Consider the following 17,795-nt stretch of genomic DNA (forward strand, 5'->3'; position numbering starts at 1 on the left):
CTCGCGTTTGTCTTGCGTCGATTAATGGCATCGAAGCGGGCGGCCGCGCTCGCCGGCGCGCCGAAAGACGACGTTCCGCAAGGGATGGTCGGAATGTTGAGATTGTATTTTCTTTCCTCGCTTCACAATCGATGATGGAGTTGCCTCCTTTAATTTTGAGTAAAAATTAGCTTATTAGAAATTATAATTTAAATAAAATATAATGAACTAAAATTAGGGGATAATAAAAAAACCGCCGCGAGAGGGCGGCGGTTTCTTAAAAGAGGACTATTGCTTGAAGTTACGCAGCCAGTTCGTCTGCCTCGTTTTCCTTGAACATCTTGGCGAGGTTCAGAAAGCAGATCATGCCGTTCTCGGTGGCGATGATGCCTTCGCAATAAGCGCGATCGAAGGAGGCCGTGACTTCCGGAACGGGCTGAACCTGTTCGGAAGCGATCGTCAGGATATCGGAGACGCGATCGACCAGCATGCCGATGACCATATTGTGCACTTCGGCGACGACGATGGCGCTGCGCTCGTTGGCGACCGTGCTCTGCATGCCGAGCTTGTAGGCAAGGTCGATGATCGGGATGACCGAACCGCGCAGGTTCATGACGCCGATGACATCGGCTGGCGCATGCGGGATCGGCGTCGACGGTGCCCAGCCGCGGATTTCGCGGATCGTGGTGGTCTTGACGCAGAATTCCTGATCATGCAGCCGGAAGGCAATGATCTCCAGAGTATCGCCGCTGAAGCTGGTGGAATTGATCGTGGCCATGAACGTTCTTCCCATTGAACCCGTGACGCCGAATGCGGCGCGTTATTTGGCACGATAGAGCAAGAAGATTGCTTAAACCTAAACCTATACAAGCGGCTTCAATAGTATTGGCTGGCAAAACAAGATGCTGGAAGTATGGAGGTTGTAAAGGGAGAGCGGCCACCCGCCCTCGTGGTTCGAGACGGCCCTTTGGGCCTCCTCACCATGAGGGCTGGTCTTTTGAGCGCTGCCGCCAAAGAGGGGCAAGCCATATCAAGGACCGGGCCTCCTCCATCCTCATCCTGAGCCTGTCGAAGGACGAGGGTGGCCCCAGATAGGAATGCCGCCCGCCGGCAATCCACCACCGGATTCCTCTGCCAGACGGACAGCGCCTCAGGCGGCCCGGGTCGGGCGATCGAAGATGCGCCGCCCGAAGAGGCTTGCCGCCATTTCTACCAGCACGCGCGCGCTCTTGCCGCGATCGTCGAGGAACGGATTGAGCTCGACGAGGTCGAGCGACGAGACGAGGTTGCTGTCGGAGAGCATTTCCATGATGAGATGCGCTTCGCGATAGGTCGCGCCGCCCGGCACCGTCGTTCCGACGCCCGGTGCGATATCGGGATCGAGAAAATCCACGTCGAAGCTGACATGCAGCAGGCCGTTGGCGGCGCTGACCGTATCCAGCACCTTGCGCATGATGGCGGCCACGCCCTGCTCGTCGAGCGAACGCATGTCGAAGACGTTGACGCCATGCTCGCGAATTTCCTCGCGCTCGCGCGGGTCGACGGAACGGATGCCAACCTGGAAGACCTTCGTCGGATCGACCAGCGGCCGCCCGGCCGGCAGAACGCCTTCTATCTCCGCCTCGCCGCAATAGTAGGCGACAGGCATGCCGTGAATATTGCCCGATGGCGAGGTGGCGGGCGAATTGAAATCGGAGTGAGCGTCGAGCCAGAGCACGAAGAGCGGACGACCGACTTCCGCTGCGTGGCGGGCCATGCCGGAGACGCTGCCCATGGAGAGGCTGTGGTCGCCACCAAGGATCAGCGGGAAGCCGCCCGATGAGGCGACGTCATAGACCTTCGCCTCCAGCGCACGCGTGAAAGCGCCGACGATCTTCAGATTGTGGGCGTCGGGATGCTCCGGCAAATCCGCTGCCGGCGCCGGATGCAGGTCGCCGCTATCCGTGACACGATGGCCAAGTTCGGTCAGTGTGGTTTCGATGCCTGCGATGCGGAGCGCCGTCGGACCCATGCCGGCGCCGCGGCGGCCGGAGCCTTCCTCCAGGGGAACGCCGATCAGGGTAACGGGAGTGGATTGCGTATTCATCGGCGTTGCTCCGAGGGTTAGAGCGATTCCGGAAAAGGCCGCAGCGGCTTTTCATCCGGAATTGCGAGAAAACAATGAGATAGAGCGGTTCGGGGAATCCGTGAAGAGCCGAACCGCCCGGTATGATGTCGGGCGCATTATCGATTGTCTGCATGACAGCAAAAAGATGGAAAATTGCCGAAAATAGACTAGCTTTTGACAGATTGATCAATTCGATTTAGCAGAATGACAAGCCATATGGATGACCTCGATCGCGACCTCCTGAGTGCGCTGCGCAACAATGCGCGTATCTCCGTTTCTTCCCTGGCTGCTGCGACCGGCGCATCGCGCGCGACCGTGGCCGCCCGTATCGAACGGCTTGTCGAAAACGGCACGATTGCCGCCTTCACCATCCGCACCGGCCACGAGACCCGCGCCGCCGGCGTCAGGGCGATTGTCTTGATCGAGGTGCTCGGCAAGCTGGCCGACAAGGTCGCCGATCAGCTTCGCGGCCTGCCGCAGGTGAGAGCCTTGCACAGCACCAACGGCAAATGGGATTTCATTGCCGAACTCGAGGATCGCGATCTTGCCTCGTTCGACGAGACGCTGCGCCGTATCAGGCTCATCAACGGCATCAACACGACCGAATCCAATATTTTGCTGAAGACCAGCAAGATGGGCTTTTGATTATTTTTCGGGAGGAGTCACCCGCCTTCTTGCTTCGAGGCTCCGGCCTTTCGGTCTACGCACCTCGGCATGAGGGCTGATCTTCTATGCGTGGCGGCAAAACTCTTCCCGTCTCACCCTGAGGTGCTTTGACGATTGAGCGTCGGCGAAAGCGGCAAAGCCTCGAAAGGCGAGGTGGCCGCGCATTGGCTTGAGCAGAAAAGCGCGAGATCTTCTCAGTATTCATGCTCGTAAACGATGCCGGCTTCGCCGGCGCCGTCCGAACCCGCCGCGCCACGCAGCTTTACGCCGCGACCGACATTGAGGTTGATGATCGCCTTGGTGTTGTTGGAGGCGCCCTGCTGCAGTTCGATATAGGTGCGTTTGTTCAGATACTTGCCGGCGCCGACCTGTGCCTGGCCGTTCGCATCCGTCGAGATGTCGAGATCGTCGACGCCGAGATGGCTGCGCAGGCCTTCGAACAGCGAAGTGGAGCGGCCGCCGGCCAGCTGGCTTGCCGCATCGGCAAGCTGGGCGATCTGCATGGCCGATAGTTTCGACATGGACTGGCCGAAGATCAGCTGCGCCAGCACCTCATCCTGCGGCAGGGCCGGCGATGAGGAGAAGCCGATCTGCGGGTCGGTCGCCAGACCGGTGACATCGACCGTTATGGTGGTGGAGCCTGCCGTCGATGTTGCTTCCATGTTGAGCGCCGGCGTCAGGTCGCCGCCGAAGGTGATCTTGCTGGTATCAGTGAAATCCAGCCGGCGGCTCAAGATGGTCAGACGTCCGCGCCGCATGGTGAAACCGCCGGATACGATTGGTTCTGCTGCCGTGCCGCGCACGGTGATGCTGCCGCCGAGTTCGGCATCGATGCCGCGGCCGCGCACGAAAATCTGCGAGGGGGCATCGAGCTGCAGATCGATGCCGAGTGTGGTCGATTTGCTGCGAGGCGCCTCCGGCTTCTGATCCTTGAACTGGGCATTGACCGCAGCGGGGGCATTCTTGTGCTTGATGTTGATCTCCGACAGCGAGGCTGGCAGCTTCTGCGGCACGGTGATCGATGCCTTGTTGATCCTGAGATTGCCCGTCAGCATCGGCGCGGTCATCAGCGGTCCCTTGACGCCGAGCGTGCCGTTGACGGTTGCGGCGACGAGGGTCCCGTCGACATAGGTCGCGTTGCTGAACTTCATCTGGATATCGGCAGGGAAGCCGCTATCCGGGGTAATGCCGACCGTGCCGCTGCCGGAAATGCTGCCGCCGCTGGTGAGATTGCCGCTTAGCCGCGAGATGACGGCCTGCCTGCCGTCGAGTGTTACAGTGACGGCAAGGCCGCTGAGCGTCAGGTTTCGCCGAACATCGACCAGCTTGGCGCCGTCGGTGGTGATCGAGCCGGTAATAGCAGGTGCCGCCGTCGTGCCGCCGATCTGCATGTCGATTTTCGCCGTACCCGTCATGACCAGGCCCTGGGCGGCCAGCTGGCCCGCCAAGGCGTCGAACGGCAGATTACCGGCAAACTTCAGCGCCATCGCCTTGTTGCCGGCAATGGCGACGGTGCCGCCACCATTCAGCGCCAAGCCGCTCTGGCCGGTCAGGTTGGTGTTGATGGTGACGACGTTCTCGGCGAACTTGCCGTCGGCCTTGATACCGAGCGGTGCGAGGCCGGCGGATTTCGTCTGGCTCGTGGCGGCGCCCGACCAATTGGTCTGGAACACGACCGCAGGAGAGGTCGCCTTGCCGGTGACCGCCACGGTGCCCGAGATCATGCCCTCCGCCGCAAGCGTCGGCGCAAAGACATTGGCAAGGCTCGCGGGCAGGTTGGCGATCCTGGCATTGATGTTCAGGGTTTGGCCCGCGGTGCCGTCGACCGTCACCGAACCGCCACCGGTCTGGAGGGTCAGGCCGTTTAGCGAGGCGATGCCGTCCTTGATGACGATCCTTGTCGGCGATGCGAGTTTCACCGGTATCGTGCGCGGTGCGCCTGCAAACGAGTCGAGGTTCATCGTCGTCTGGCCGCCGGCTGTTTCGACGCTGCCGCGTGTCGTCAGCGGTGCGTTGTCATAGGTCGATTTCAGGTCGAAATCCGTGCGGCTGCCCTGCTGGGCGAAGGTCAGGTTGAGATCGGCGATGCGGTTGGCGCCGGAGGCGATCGTATCGGCGCGGATGCTGCCATCGGCGGAGAAGGCCTTGAGATCATCGACGGCCAGCGCCACGGCCGGCTTACTGATGACGAGATCGTCGCGGCGGATGCCGCTGCCGGCGGCATTGACTTTCAGGCCGATCTTGCCGTTAGCGCTGGCGATATCGAGCGAGCCCTTGAGGTCACCCTCGGCCTTCTGCCCGGCAAGTGCGGCCAGCAGGCTGAGATCCGGCAGGTCGAAGGTCAGTGCACCTGTCGGCTCGAAGCTCGATGAAAGATCAAGCTTGCCCTGCAGCTTGTTGGTACCGATTTCGGCTGCCAGCGATGGAATGCTGGTGCGGCCATCCTTGGAAACAGCGTCAGCAGTGATGCGGATCGGCTTGCCGTCGATCGCACCGCTCGCTTGAACCTTCGCCTGTGGTGCCTTGGGATCGGCAGTGCCGGTCACGTTGAGGTCAAGCGTATCCAGCAATCGTCCCGCGAGCTTGACATTGACGGCCTTGACGGTCGCGTCGATGCCGAGCGCGCTCAGCGGCCCCTTGGCCTTGAGGCCGATATCGGCCTGTCCCTGCGCGTTCGGGACGAGCTTGGAAAGGTCGAGCACCTTACCGGATAGATCCGATGTCAGCGATTGCTCGTTGAGTGCGACGTTGCCGTTGATCTCTGCGACGTTGGATTTCACCGCAAGATTGGAGAGCGTCATCTTGGTCGGCACCGTGCCGGCGACCTGGCCTTCCAGGGAGATCGTGCCTTCGAATTTGTCCGAAACGCTGTCCGGCAGAACGCCGGGTAGGGCGAAAAGCTTGAAATTGCCCGTCAGCGCTTTGGACGACAGCGTGTATTTGCCGTTGACGGTGCCGCCGATGCTGGCGCTTTCGAGCGTCGTATTGTTGAAGCCGATCGTATCGGGCGAGAGCTGCAATGGTGCGGTCAGCGCGATCGGCGCGCGGATGAGACGATTGAGGTCGGGGCTGACGAAAGCCGTCTGGCCGACGACGAGACGAAGCTGCAGCGGGCCGGACATGCCGGTGAGGTTGAAGGCATCGCTTCGGGCGCTGAGATTGATCTGTCCGATATTGCCCTGCGGCGTGCTGGCGCTGTCGAGCGCGGCCTTGACATCGATCTTAACCGATTGAGCAGCACCCGTCAGCGCGATGTCGACCCGCGAAATCAGGGCGCGGACTTCGCCGTCTTCCATGGGCCAGCGGAAGTCGACGGGGCCGGAGGTGCCGATTAGATTGGCATTGAGGCTGTTGTTGCCGGCAGGATCCAGCGTGCCCGATGCGGCAAGCACGGCGCTGCCGGTGGCAAGATTGCCGGTCTGGATGTCGATCTTGCCCTTGCCGTCGAAGGTTGCCGACAGATCGATCGTGGTCTGGCCGGCAAAGAGCGCCCGCATGGTCGGCGGCAGAAGCGAATCGACATCGCCGCCGCCCTTGACGTCGATGTGGTGCAGGCCGTCGTTGGAGAGGCTGTGGCGGCCAGTGATGGCGACTGTCGGCTTGCCGTCGAGTGCTGCCTGCAGCTTGCCGGCCCAATTGGAGAGAGGTCCGTCACCGGAAAGATCGATATTGACGGCCGGGCCGCCCGGCAGGTGCAGAAGGCCGGCCAGCATGCCGTCGCGCGGTTCTGAAATCTGCGTTTTCAGCTTCAGCTGGTTCTCGGTCGGTGCGAAGGCGATATCGGCGGAAAGCTTGGCATCGGGCACATCATGCCTGGAGGCATTGAGCGTCAAACCCATGCTGCTGCTGTTTGCCTTGACGCTGCCATCGGCGGCCAGAATGAAATCCTGTCCGGCAACAGCCTGTCCGATGCGCAGGTCAGGCAGGGCGATCTTGCCGATATCGATGGCGATGGGCAGGGAGAAACCGTTGGAGCTTGCCGGCTGCGTTGCCGGTGCGGCTGCGACCGTCGAAACCGGCAGCCGTTCGAAATCGGCGACATCGGCCGCGACACGATCAGCATGGAAGGTGCCGGTCAGCAAAGACAGCGGAGACCAGTCGATGGCAAGGTTCTGTACCTTGGCATAGGAGCCTTTCGTGTCGGACACAGTGATCGAACCGACCCTCAGATTGCCGTTCAGCAGCCCGGAGGGCGCAGCGATGGCGATGGTGCGATCCGGCGTAGATGCGAGCTTCGCCACCTGGTCGACGGCATAACCGGTTGCGGAGGGTACCAGGGCGACGACGAGCACAGCCGCAACCACGAGCACAAGGATCGCCACGACCGCGTAGGCGATCCAGCGCACCAATCTGCCGAGGATTCGAATCAATATGCTCATGAAAGCGACAGTAACCTCAATTTTGTAACCGTGTGCTGAAACGTCCGCGACAACTATACGGTCTGTCAGAAGGCCTGGCCGATGCCGGCATAGATGCCATAAGATGTGCCGCCGTTATATTTCTTCAACGGCATGGCGACATCGAGCCTGATCGGGCCGAAGGGCGTAGCGTAGCGCAGGCCGACGCCAGCGCCAATGCGCAGATCTGAAAAGTCGGGGAAGGCGGTGTCGGTGACGCTGCCCATGTCGACGAAGGGCACAACGCCGATCGTGTCGGTGATCTTCACACGGGCTTCGAAGGAGGCGGTCACGTAGGAGCGTCCGCCCGTTTCGTCACCGTTGGAATTATAGGGCGAGATCTCCTGATAGCTGTAGCCGCGCACCGAACCACCGCCACCGGCATAGAAGCGCCGGGTGGCGGGAATGTCCTCGATGCTGTTTGCGCCCAGCAGCGTGCCGGCGGCAAGTTTGCCGGCAAAGACGACGTTATTGTTGGCGCCGACGCCCTTGTAGCCGCTGATCGATCCCTCGAAGGAGCTGAAGATCGAGCCACCCATCGCCTCGTAGCTCGGCTTGGCGCTGATCGAGGCGCGGTAGCCTTCGGTCGGGTCCAGCTTGTTGTCGCGCGTGTCGCGAACATATTCGAGCGGAATCGCGATCGTCAGATAATTATGTTTTCCGAAGGCGTCGGTCGTGTCCGATTCATAAGACACTTCGCCACCGGCAGATACCGTATCCTGATCGTTGATCTCATAGGCAAGACCGCCGCTCGCCGTCACAGTGTTGGCGTCGTAGGCGTCCGGGTGCAGGCTCTGCATCTTGAGGCCGGCGGTAAAGGTTGCCGAGGGATAGAAGGTCGCCGGCCGGACATAGGTGATGCCGGCGGTATAATCTAGCTGGCCGACATCCGTGGTCTCGCCGATGCGGGATACCGATCCTTCGATGCGCAGCGAATCGGCGCGTCCCGTCAGATTGCGGTGGCCCCAATAACCCTGCAGGCCGAAACCGTCGATGGTGGAATATTGTGCGCCGGCGCCGAAGAAGCGCTGCTTGCCTTCCGAGACCTCAATGGTGGTCGGGATGCTGCCATCCGGCGCCAGCTTGTCGGCCTCGCGGATGGTGACGCTGGAGAAGACACCGAGTTTCCTCAGGCGGTCCGAAGCCTTCTTCAGCTCGTCGGGCGAGTAGGGCTTGCCCTCGTTGATGCGGGCATAGCGCTTGATGAAATCTGGATCGACCGATTTCTGGCCGGTGACGCCGACATTGCCGAAGGGAGCGACGGGGCCGCTTTCGACCTTCAGCGAAACATCGACCGTATTGCTCGCGTGATCGGCGACGACGTCGCGCTTGTCGAGCTTGGCGAGCGGATGGCCCTCCTTCTTGAAGTCGGCGACCATCTTGTCGCCCGCCTTCAGAATAGTCAGCGAGCCGGCATCGCCGCCGCGCACGAGGCCATAATTAGCCGGATTCAGACTGGCGGCGTCGCCAAGCAGGCTGATCCTGCCGAGCTTGAAGACAGGACCGGGATTGACGCTGATCGTGACGGCAACGGGCTTGGTGCGGCTGAAGGTCGGCGTCGGGGGCAAAGCATCGATCGGGGTGCCGTTGACGGCAATGGTGACCACGCCGCCGTAACGGCCCTTTTCGTAAAGCGCTGCGATCAGGCGATCGCGATCGTCACGCGCCTTCACGACGACGCCAAGGTCGCCGGATACCGGCTTCTTTTCGTCGGAGATCAGCATCGAGCTTTCGCTCAATGCGTCCTTGAGGTCCTTGTCGAGATTATCGGACTTGAAATCCACCGTGTAATGGACCGGATCGGAAACCTGATCCGCCGTTTCGTCCTCACCCCAGAGTCTCATGCCGAAGAGCTTGAACGCAAAGGCATTTTGGGCGCACAACGGACCGAGCGCAAGCGCTGCCGCAACCGCTGCCACGGTTCCTGCCTGCCGATACGCAATACTCTTTCTCGGTTCAGTTCTTTTATGCATACGCCGCTTTACGGTTACATGAGAACTTACTCAGTTTGACGTTTCCCGGGAGTTAACGCGCGGCCACCATAGAGGCAAAAGTCTCTGAGGTGTACCGTTTTGGAGTCAAAAACCGGGAAAATATGCCCGTTACTGGGTGAAACGCCAATGTTTCCGCCAGGGTTTTTGTATATTCGATTGGTCTAAAAAATAGTGTCCAAGGGTTGTCCCGGCCATGCGACAGGCGGGTTTGATGCGGGCGTCACTGCTATTTATCGGCCGGAATCAAAAAGTCCCGGACTTGCGGTCCGGGACTTCGAAAACTTCGTGCGAAGATCGATCAGTAGCCGCCGTAACCGCCGCCGTAGCCACCGCGATAGCCGCCGCGCGGGCAATCGTCGATGTAGCGACGACCGTAGCGGTCGCGGTAGTAGCACTGGCCGGGCTGCTCCTGGACGCTGCCGATGACGGCGCCGGAGACGCCGCCGATCGCTGCGCCGACTGCCGCGCCACGGACGTTGCCGGTGACTGCGCCGCCGATGATCGCGCCGGATGCTGCGCCGATGCCTGCGCCCTGTTCGGTCGGCGTGCAGCTTGCGATAGACAAGCCGACCAGTGCGAGCATAAGAACTTTTTTCATTTACTCTCTCCAACGTTAGTTAAGCCGAACCCCGGCCAACGTCGTCCCAATTCTTCAGCTCCACCACGATGGGCTGTCTTGCAGTCCTGCAATGATAGAAAATATCGTGCAAAATATGATTGTCTATTGGTGGGCGTCAGTTTTTTTATTGCTGAACAAAGGCGAGCTCAGCTTCGCAGAATAAAACCCTCGACAGGACGCAGAAAATCCGTTTCCTCTCTAAAGTAGAGGTTGATTGGATTGCGAAAAAGTCAAATGATGTTCCTTGCCTCTGGAGGAGAGGCGAGGAGGAAAATATGGCAAAAGTGACTTTGACGGTGAACGGCCGTTCGGTCAGCAGCGAGTGCGAGGATCGTACGCTGCTTGTCCATTTCATCAGGGAAAAACTCGGCCTGACCGGAACCCATGTCGGCTGCGACACCAGCCAGTGCGGCGCCTGCGTCGTACACATGGACGGCAAGTCGGTGAAGAGCTGTTCCATCCTGGCCGTCCAGGCTTCCGGCTCCAAGATCACAACCATCGAGGGTCTCGCCGCCAATGGCGAACTGCATCCGGTTCAGGCCGCTTTCAAGGAGCATCACGGCCTGCAATGCGGCTTCTGTACCCCTGGCATGGTGATGACCTCTGTCGACATGATCAATCGTCATGGCGGCAAGCTGGACGAAAAGACGGTGCGCAGCGAGCTCGAAGGCAATATCTGTCGATGCACCGGCTATCACAATATCGTCAAGGCGGTGCTTTCAGCCAATGCCGCCATGAACGCCGCAAGCCAAGCGGCCGAATAATTTCCACCGAGACCGTCTGGCTGAACGCCTGGACCATGATCTTGGCGGATTGCCAGGCCCGGAACCCCAATGGAGGATGTGATGGGCGTTGAAGGCATTGGCGCGCGTGTGGCGCGCAAGGAAGACAAGCGATTTCTGACGGGCAAGGGGCGCTACACCGACGACATGGTGACGCCGGGAATGAAATACGCCTATTTCGTTCGCAGCCCGCATGCGCATGCGAAGATCAAAGGCATCGATGCATCGGCGGCACTCTCCATGCCGGGCGTGATCGGCGTGCTCGACGGCAAGCAATTGCTCGATGACGGTATTGGTAACCTGATCTGCGGCTGGATGATCCATTCGAGAGACGGTTCGCCGATGAAGATGGGTGCCTGGCGACCCCTGGCGGTCGACACGGTCCGCTATGTCGGCGATGCCGTCGCCATCGTCGTTGCCGACAGTCTTGGCGAGGCACGCGATGCGGCGGAAGCCGTAGAGATCGATTATGAGGAGCTGCCTGCCGTCGTCGAGGCGGTGGACGCGCTGAAAGCGGGCGCGCCGCAGATCCATCCGGAAGCGCCGGATAATCTGATCTTCGACTGGGAACTGGGCGATGCGGCGGCGACCGACAAGGCGATTGCCGAGGCCGCGCATGTCACCGAGATCGAACTCCATAACAATCGTCTCTCGCCGAATGCCATGGAGCCGCGCGCCACGCTCGGCATCTATGATGCGGCCGAGGACCATTATACCTGCTACACGACCAGCCAGAACCCGCATGTGGCTCGCCTCGTCATGAGCGCCTTCTACAATGTCGCGCCGGAAAACAAGCTGCGCGTCATCGCGCCTGACGTCGGCGGCGGCTTCGGCTCGAAGATCTACATCTATCCGGAAGAGATCGTCTGCCTCTGGGCATCGAAGAAAACCGGCGTGCCGGTCAAATGGACGGCCGATCGCACGGAAGCCTTCTTGACCGATGCGCATGGCCGCGATCATGTCTCCAAGGTCAAGATGGCCTTCGATGCGCAAAATCGGATGACGGCGCTCAAGGTCGACACGATCGCCAATCTCGGCGCCTATATGTCGCTCTTCTCGTCGGCGGTGCCGACTTATCTCTATGCGACGCTGCTGTCCGGCCAATATGATATCCCGGCAATCCACGCCAATGTGCGCACGGTCTATACCAATACCGTGCCTGTCGATGCCTATCGCGGGGCAGGACGGCCGGAGGCGACCTATCTGCTGGAACGCACGGTGGAAACGGCTGCGCGCGAACTCGGCGTATCGCCGGCGGAGCTGAGAAGGATCAACTTCATCCGCTCCTTCCCCCACCAGACGCCCGTCATCATGAATTACGATGCCGGTGACTACGAAGCTTCGCTCAACGCCGCCATGCAGCAGGCCGATTGGGCCGGCTTTCCAGCCCGTAAGGCAGAGGCTGCCCGCAAAGGCATGAAGCGCGGCATCGGGATGAGCTGCTATATCGAGGCCTGCGGTATCGCGCCCTCGCAGGCGGTGGGATCGCTCGGTGCCGGCGTCGGCCTCTGGGAATCAGCCGAGGTGCGGGTGAATGCGGTCGGAACCATCGAAGTGCTCACCGGCTCGCATAGCCATGGGCAGGGGCATGAGACGACCTTTGCGCAATTGGTCGCGGATCGCCTCGGCGTGCCGATCGACAGCGTCTCCATCGTCCATGGCGATACCGACAAGGTGCAGATGGGCATGGGCACTTATGGTTCGCGCTCCGGCGCCGTCGGCATGTCCGCCGTCGTCAAGGCGCTCGACAAGGTGGAGGCGAAGGCAAAGAAGATCGCCGCACATCTGATGGAGGCCGACGAAAGCGATATCGTCATCGAGAACGGCGAGGTGAAAGTGGCGGGCACCGACAAGGCGTTGCCCTGGTTCCAGGTGGCGCTCGCCTCCTACACAGCCCACAACCTGCCCGCCGGCATGGAACCGGGCCTGAAGGAAACCGCCTTCTACGATCCGGCCAACTTCACCTTCCCGGCCGGCTGCTACATCTGCGAGGTCGAGGTCGATCCGGAAACGGGCAAGACCGAGATCGTGCAGTTCGTCGCGGCCGACGACTTCGGCAACATCATCAATCCGATGATCGTCGAGGGGCAGGTGCATGGCGGCATCGCGCAGGGGATCGGCCAGGCACTGTTGGAGGGCGTGCATTACGACGAGAACGGCCAGCTTCTGACGGCAAGCTTCATGGATTACACCATGCCGCGCGCCGACGATCTGCCGTCCTTCCAGCTTTCACACCAGAATACGCCATGCCCGAACAATCCCCTGGGCATCAAGGGATGCGGCGAAGCGGGCGCCATCGGCTCGCCGCCGGCGCTGATGAACGCGATTACCGATGCCATCGGCAACAACGCGCTGACCATGCCGGCGACCCCGCTCAAGGTGTGGGAAGCTGCACGGGTCACGGCCTAAAGCAAGAGGAGGATAGGACAATGTATGCAACGAATTACCATCGCGCCTCCTCGGTCGACGAAGCCGTCAAGCTTCTGTCTGATGCCGACGAAGGCAAATATGTCTCTGGTGGGATGACGCTGATCGCCACCATGAAGCAGCGTCTGGCATCGCCGAGCGATCTCGTTGATCTCAGGCATATTCCCTCGATCAAGGGGATACGCGTCGACGGGCGCAGGGTCACCATCGGGGCGGCGACCACCCATGCGGAAGTGGCTTCTTCGGCTGCCATCCGCGCGGTCTGCCCGGCGCTCTGCGACCTCGCCGGCATGATCGGCGATCCGCATGTCCGGCACATGGGCACGATCGGCGGCTCCGTCGCCAACAATGATCCGGCGGCGGATTATCCCTCGGCGATACTGGCGCTGAATGCCACCATCATCACCGATCGGCGCCAGATCGCGGCGGATGACTTCTTCCAGGGTCTGTTCGAGACGGCACTGGAAGGGGCGGAGCTCATTACCTCCATCGCCTTCGACGCGCCGGAAAGGGCCGGCTATGCGAAGTTCCCCAACCCAGCCTCGCGCTATGCGATGACGGGGGTCTTCGTCGCCAAGGGGGCAGGGGGCGTGCGCGTTGCCGTGACCGGTGCCGGTGCGGACGGCGTGTTCCGCCATGCAGAACTGGAGCAGGCGTTTGCGGCGAACTGGCTGCCGGATGCGGCTACGAGTGTGACTGTGGATCCATCGGTACTGCTGTCCGACCTGCACGCCACGGCCGAATATCGCGCCAACCTGATCAAGGTCATGGCCAAGCGCGCCGTGGCCGCCGCCTAGATTCACGGTGAATAAGCCCGGAGCGGCGGGGTTTACCCTCCGCTCCGGAGAGAGTGTTTCCAGCATGGTTTCGATTGTCAATTTGACGTCAATGGTTATTCTTGTCTGGAATTGTTCAAAATTAGGGGCCATTTGCCGCAGCGGGCGCGAAAGCAATGCGGAGGGGTTGACGTGTGAACCGGCATTCTCGAAAACGGTTGCACGGTACTGGAGCAGATGATGGATTTCGAAGCATTTTTTAAGGGCGAGCTGGACGGTCTTCACAATGAGGGTCGTTATCGGGTCTTTGCAGATCTCGAACGCCGCCGTGGCAATTTCCCCCGCGCTATCAGGCATACGGCCAATGGCCCGCAGGAAGTGACCGTCTGGTGCTCCAACGACTATCTCGGCATGGGCCAGCATCCGAAAGTGATCGAAGCGATGAAGGAAGCGATCGATCACTGTGGCGCGGGTGCGGGAGGCACCCGGAATATTTCTGGCACCAACCACTATCATGTTCTGCTCGAGCAGGAACTCGCCGATCTGCACGGCAAGGAATCCGCGCTGATCTTCACCTCGGGCTATATTTCCAATTGGGCGACGCTCGGCACGCTCGGCGCGCGCATTCCCGGCCTCATCATCTTCTCGGATGCGCTCAACCACGCTTCGATGATCGAAGGCATTCGCTATGCGAAGTGCGACAAGGTCATCTGGAAGCATAACGACCTGCACGATCTCGAAGCCAAGCTGAAGGCTGCCGATCCAAAGGCGCCGAAGCTGATCGCCTTTGAATCCGTTTATTCCATGGATGGCGATATCGCCCCCATCAAGGAAATCTGCGACCTCGCCGACAAGTACGGTGCGATGACCTATCTCGATGAAGTGCATGCCGTCGGCATGTACGGTCCGCGCGGCGGCGGCATTGCCGAGCGCGAGGGATTGATGGATCGCCTGACCGTCATCGAAGGCACGCTCGGCAAGGCATTCGGCGTCATGGGCGGCTATATTGCCGCTTCCACCGCGCTCTGTGATTTCATCCGTTCGTTTGCATCGGGCTTCATCTTCACGACGTCGCTGCCGCCGGCTCTGGCTGCGGGCGCCGTCGCCTCGATCCAGCATCTGAAGGTCAGCCAGTTCGAACGCATGCGCCATCAGGATCGCGTGCGCAGGCTGCGCGCCCAACTCGATGCGGCGGGCATTCCGCATATGCCGAACCCGAGCCATGTTGTGCCGGTCATGGTCGGCGATGCCGCCAAGTGCAAGTGGATTTCCGACCTGCTGCTGGACGCCGGTGTCTATGTGCAGCCGATCAACTATCCGACTGTTCCGAAGAAGACCGAGCGTCTGCGCATCACGCCGACGCCGCTGCATTCGGATGGTGATATCGAGCAGCTGGTCAGCGCACTGCATGCGCTTTGGTCGCGCTGTGCACTCGCCCGGGCTGTCGCGTAAGGCCCAGGCTTTTCGCCCGTCGCAAATATGCCGGTCGCAGTGTGCCTGCGGTCGGCATTGTTGTTTCCGAGTTCGATAATAATACGAAATGCGCAGGTGAAATCCGCTATGCGCTGTTTTCTGGAAGCGGCATTCACTTAGCGAACGCAGGCTGTTCAAACTCTCAAAAATTCGGAGTAATAACACGGCGTCCCATGATCTACGGCGTGGGGATTAGTCGTGATGGTCGGTGGATTGGCTGTTTTGAAGCCTGCAAGAACCGGCGGTCGCGGGGAATATCTTGCGATAGCTCCGGGTGAACGATGTATTTGTACGACCATAGCGGCAAGCGAATAAGAGCTGGTTTGCTTGTCGCGATGGGGCTTTGCCTCAGCCTCATGAGTAACGAAACTCAGGCTTCGGCGGCGAACGGCAATTCGACGTCTGGCAAGGCTTTCCCCAGCGGCGCTGCCATTAACCAGGCCGACACGATCACGACAGGCAGTGCTGCAAGAACATTTGTCCATCCAGGCCTCTTGCAAAGCCAGGCGGATTTCGATCGGATCATCAAGCAGATCGCCGCCGGTTCCAAGCCAACCGTCGCTGGCTGGCAAATGCTGGTCAGCAACAAGCACGCGTCGCTGAGCTATAAGCCCCGGCCGGTTTCCAATATTTTTCGTGGTGATGACGGCGTTCATGCTCAAAACTATGCGCTGATCTTCAATGATGCCGCTGCCGCCTACGCCTTGGCTCTCCGCTGGAAGATCAGCGGCGATGCGGCTTACGCGGCCAAGGCGGTCGAGGTGTTGAACGCCTGGTCGTCGACGCTGACGGAAATAGACGGTACGTCGGACAAGTTTCTCGCGTCGGGGATCTACGGCTATGAGATGGCCAATGCAGCGGAGATCCTGCGAGGCTATGGCGGCTGGAGAGCAGACGACCTGACGAGGTTCCAGGGCATGATGCTCAGGGTATTTTACCCCATGAACCATGATTTTCTGGTCAGGCACAATGGTGCCAAGGTGGACCATTATTGGGCGAATTGGGATCTCTCGAACCTCGCCTCCATGCTGGCGATCGGCGTGCTGACCGACAGAGCCGATATCTACAAGGAAGCGATCGACTATCTCCACAGCGGCGCCGGGAATGGTGCGCTGAACAAGACTTTCTGGAAGGTCTATGATGGGGGCTTGGCTCAGGTCCAGGAATCCGGGCGTGATCAGGGACATACGACGCTCGATATCGCTCTCGTCGGCGCGATCTGCCAGATGGCCTGGTCACAGGGCGACGATCTCTATGGCTACGACAACAACCTCGTGCTTGCCGGCGCCGAATATGCCGCCAAATACAATCTCGGCCATGAGGTGCCGTACACGACCTACAAGAACAGCGATGTCACCCAGACATCGATTTCAGACGCGGGCAGGGGAACGGCGCGGCCGGTCTGGGAAATGCTCTATAATCACTATGTCGTCCTGAAGGGGCTCAATGCCCCCTATGTTTCCGCCTTCGCGTCCAAGCTTCGCGCCGAGGGCGGTGGCGGCGACTACGGCCCGAACAGTGGCGGTTACGACCAGCTCGGTTACGGCACTCTCCTCTATACGCTCCACTGATGGTCTTGCCGGAGCGAGACCGGGCCATTTGCATGGAAGGGCGCCGCCGCCAAGCTTCCGGCAGCGATCAGGATGCTTGCCAGGCCTGCAGCTGGGCGAGGGTCGCGGTCGCGCCGCCGCAGACGATTATCAGCACGCGCTCAAAGTGTGCCAGGCGATCGGCATGGGTATAGGCGACGGCCAGTGCAGCACCGCAAGCCGGTTCCACGAGGACGCGGTGATCGTCAAGGAAGCGCAGGCAGGCATCGACGGCAGCCCGATCACTGACGACAATGCTATCGACCGGCCTGTTTTGAGTAATTTCAAAGGCACGCTCGGCAACCTTGCGGGCGCCAAGCGATGTTGCGATGCTGGTGATGGCGGGCAATTCCACTGGTTTGCCTGATGTCACCGCAGCTGCGAGCGAGGCGGCGCCTTCGGTTTCGGCGGCGATGATCGGAATGTGTTGAAGGCTGTTGCGGTCGAGTCCCTCCGAAACGCCGGCGAGCAGTCCGCCGCCGCCGACTGAAAGAACGACCGCATCGAACTGCACCCCGGCTCTGACGACCTCGTCGATCATCGTTGCGTGGCCGCTCCAGAGAAGCGGATCATCGAAGGGATGGATGAACGCGGTGTCTGCGTCGACGGCCTGCAGCGCACGTTCATTCGCCTCCTGCCAGGATGCGCCGTGCACGAAGACTTCGGCGCCCTCCTGGCGGATCAGCGCTTTCGCGCGGTCCGACGTCGTCGCGGGAACGAAGACCGATACGGGGATCGAAAGACGGCGACCGGCATAGGCAACCGCAATGCCGGCATTGCCGCCGGAGGAAGAGACGAAGCGTCGCTTCCCGTTCTTTGCGTGGTGCTCGCAGGCAGCACCTACGCCGCGGATCTTGAAGGAGCCTGGCGGCTGGAGCGCATCCATCTTCAACCAGATGGTGCGTCCCGATGCCTGGCTGAGCGGTCGGGATTCGAGGAGCGGAGTTTCGAGATGAAGTGGCATGGAATGATCTGTCCGAAGGCGT

Annotated in this window: 12 protein-coding genes; 6 read left to right on the top strand and 6 right to left on the bottom strand. The window is 60.7% G+C overall.

Annotation, left to right across the window (positions count from 1 at the left end; translation table 11 throughout):
• Positions 1-280: 280 nt before the first annotated feature.
• On the bottom strand, positions 281-757 hold the full coding sequence (locus tag GA0061103_RS29070) for a chemotaxis protein CheW (RefSeq protein ID WP_092717577.1): 477 nt from the start codon (positions 755-757) through the stop codon (positions 281-283).
• Positions 758-1,129: 372 nt separating this feature from the next.
• Positions 1,130-2,065, bottom strand: a complete 936-nt coding sequence (gene rocF, locus GA0061103_RS29075) for an arginase (protein WP_092717580.1) — start codon at positions 2,063-2,065, stop codon at positions 1,130-1,132.
• A gap of 237 nt (positions 2,066-2,302) precedes the next feature.
• Between rocF and GA0061103_RS29080 the strand changes: the two genes are divergently transcribed.
• Complete coding sequence (locus GA0061103_RS29080) at positions 2,303-2,731, top strand: Lrp/AsnC family transcriptional regulator (RefSeq protein WP_092717583.1); 429 nt, start codon at positions 2,303-2,305, stop codon at positions 2,729-2,731.
• A 215-nt stretch (positions 2,732-2,946) separates the two neighbouring features.
• Here GA0061103_RS29080 and GA0061103_RS29085 read toward each other — a convergent pair whose 3' ends face one another.
• The 3 genes from GA0061103_RS29085 to GA0061103_RS29095 all read right to left on the bottom strand — a co-directional run bounded on the left by GA0061103_RS29085 (position 2,947) and on the right by GA0061103_RS29095 (position 9,741).
• Positions 2,947-7,131: a translocation/assembly module TamB domain-containing protein gene (locus tag GA0061103_RS29085; protein WP_092717586.1), complete on the bottom strand. Its 4,185-nt coding sequence runs from the start codon at positions 7,129-7,131 to the stop codon at positions 2,947-2,949.
• Positions 7,132-7,196: 65 nt separating this feature from the next.
• Positions 7,197-9,122, bottom strand: coding sequence for an autotransporter assembly complex protein TamA (locus tag GA0061103_RS29090; RefSeq protein ID WP_092717588.1), 1,926 nt, complete (start codon positions 9,120-9,122; stop codon positions 7,197-7,199).
• 319 nt (positions 9,123-9,441) lie between these two features.
• Complete coding sequence (locus GA0061103_RS29095) at positions 9,442-9,741, bottom strand: glycine zipper domain-containing protein (protein ID WP_069612891.1); 300 nt, start codon at positions 9,739-9,741, stop codon at positions 9,442-9,444.
• A 296-nt stretch (positions 9,742-10,037) separates the two neighbouring features.
• Here GA0061103_RS29095 and GA0061103_RS29100 point away from each other — a divergent pair, with 296 nt between their 5' ends.
• The 5 genes from GA0061103_RS29100 to GA0061103_RS29120 all read left to right on the top strand — a co-directional run bounded on the left by GA0061103_RS29100 (position 10,038) and on the right by GA0061103_RS29120 (position 16,791).
• Positions 10,038-10,526: a (2Fe-2S)-binding protein gene (locus tag GA0061103_RS29100; protein ID WP_092717591.1), complete on the top strand. Its 489-nt coding sequence runs from the start codon at positions 10,038-10,040 to the stop codon at positions 10,524-10,526.
• Positions 10,527-10,607: 81 nt separating this feature from the next.
• Positions 10,608-12,953 carry a xanthine dehydrogenase family protein molybdopterin-binding subunit gene (locus GA0061103_RS29105; RefSeq protein WP_092717916.1) on the top strand — a complete coding sequence of 782 codons (2,346 nt, stop codon included), beginning with the start codon at positions 10,608-10,610 and terminating at the stop codon, positions 12,951-12,953.
• A gap of 20 nt (positions 12,954-12,973) precedes the next feature.
• Positions 12,974-13,768: an FAD binding domain-containing protein gene (locus GA0061103_RS29110; RefSeq protein ID WP_092717594.1), complete on the top strand. Its 795-nt coding sequence runs from the start codon at positions 12,974-12,976 to the stop codon at positions 13,766-13,768.
• 219 nt (positions 13,769-13,987) lie between these two features.
• Positions 13,988-15,199 (top strand): 5-aminolevulinate synthase, encoded by a 1,212-nt coding sequence (gene hemA, locus GA0061103_RS29115; protein WP_092717920.1) that lies wholly within the window; start codon positions 13,988-13,990, stop codon positions 15,197-15,199.
• A gap of 377 nt (positions 15,200-15,576) precedes the next feature.
• Positions 15,577-16,791, top strand: coding sequence for an alginate lyase family protein (locus tag GA0061103_RS29120; RefSeq protein ID WP_245304897.1), 1,215 nt, complete (start codon positions 15,577-15,579; stop codon positions 16,789-16,791).
• A 67-nt stretch (positions 16,792-16,858) separates the two neighbouring features.
• Here the strand turns inward: GA0061103_RS29120 and GA0061103_RS29125 are convergent, their stop codons facing one another.
• Positions 16,859-17,773: a pyridoxal-phosphate dependent enzyme gene (locus GA0061103_RS29125; protein WP_092717599.1), complete on the bottom strand. Its 915-nt coding sequence runs from the start codon at positions 17,771-17,773 to the stop codon at positions 16,859-16,861.
• Positions 17,774-17,795 lie beyond the last annotated feature (22 nt).

The organism is Martinezella multihospitum, from assembly GCF_900094585.1.
Classification (GTDB): Bacteria; Pseudomonadota; Alphaproteobacteria; order Rhizobiales; family Rhizobiaceae; genus Rhizobium; species Rhizobium multihospitium.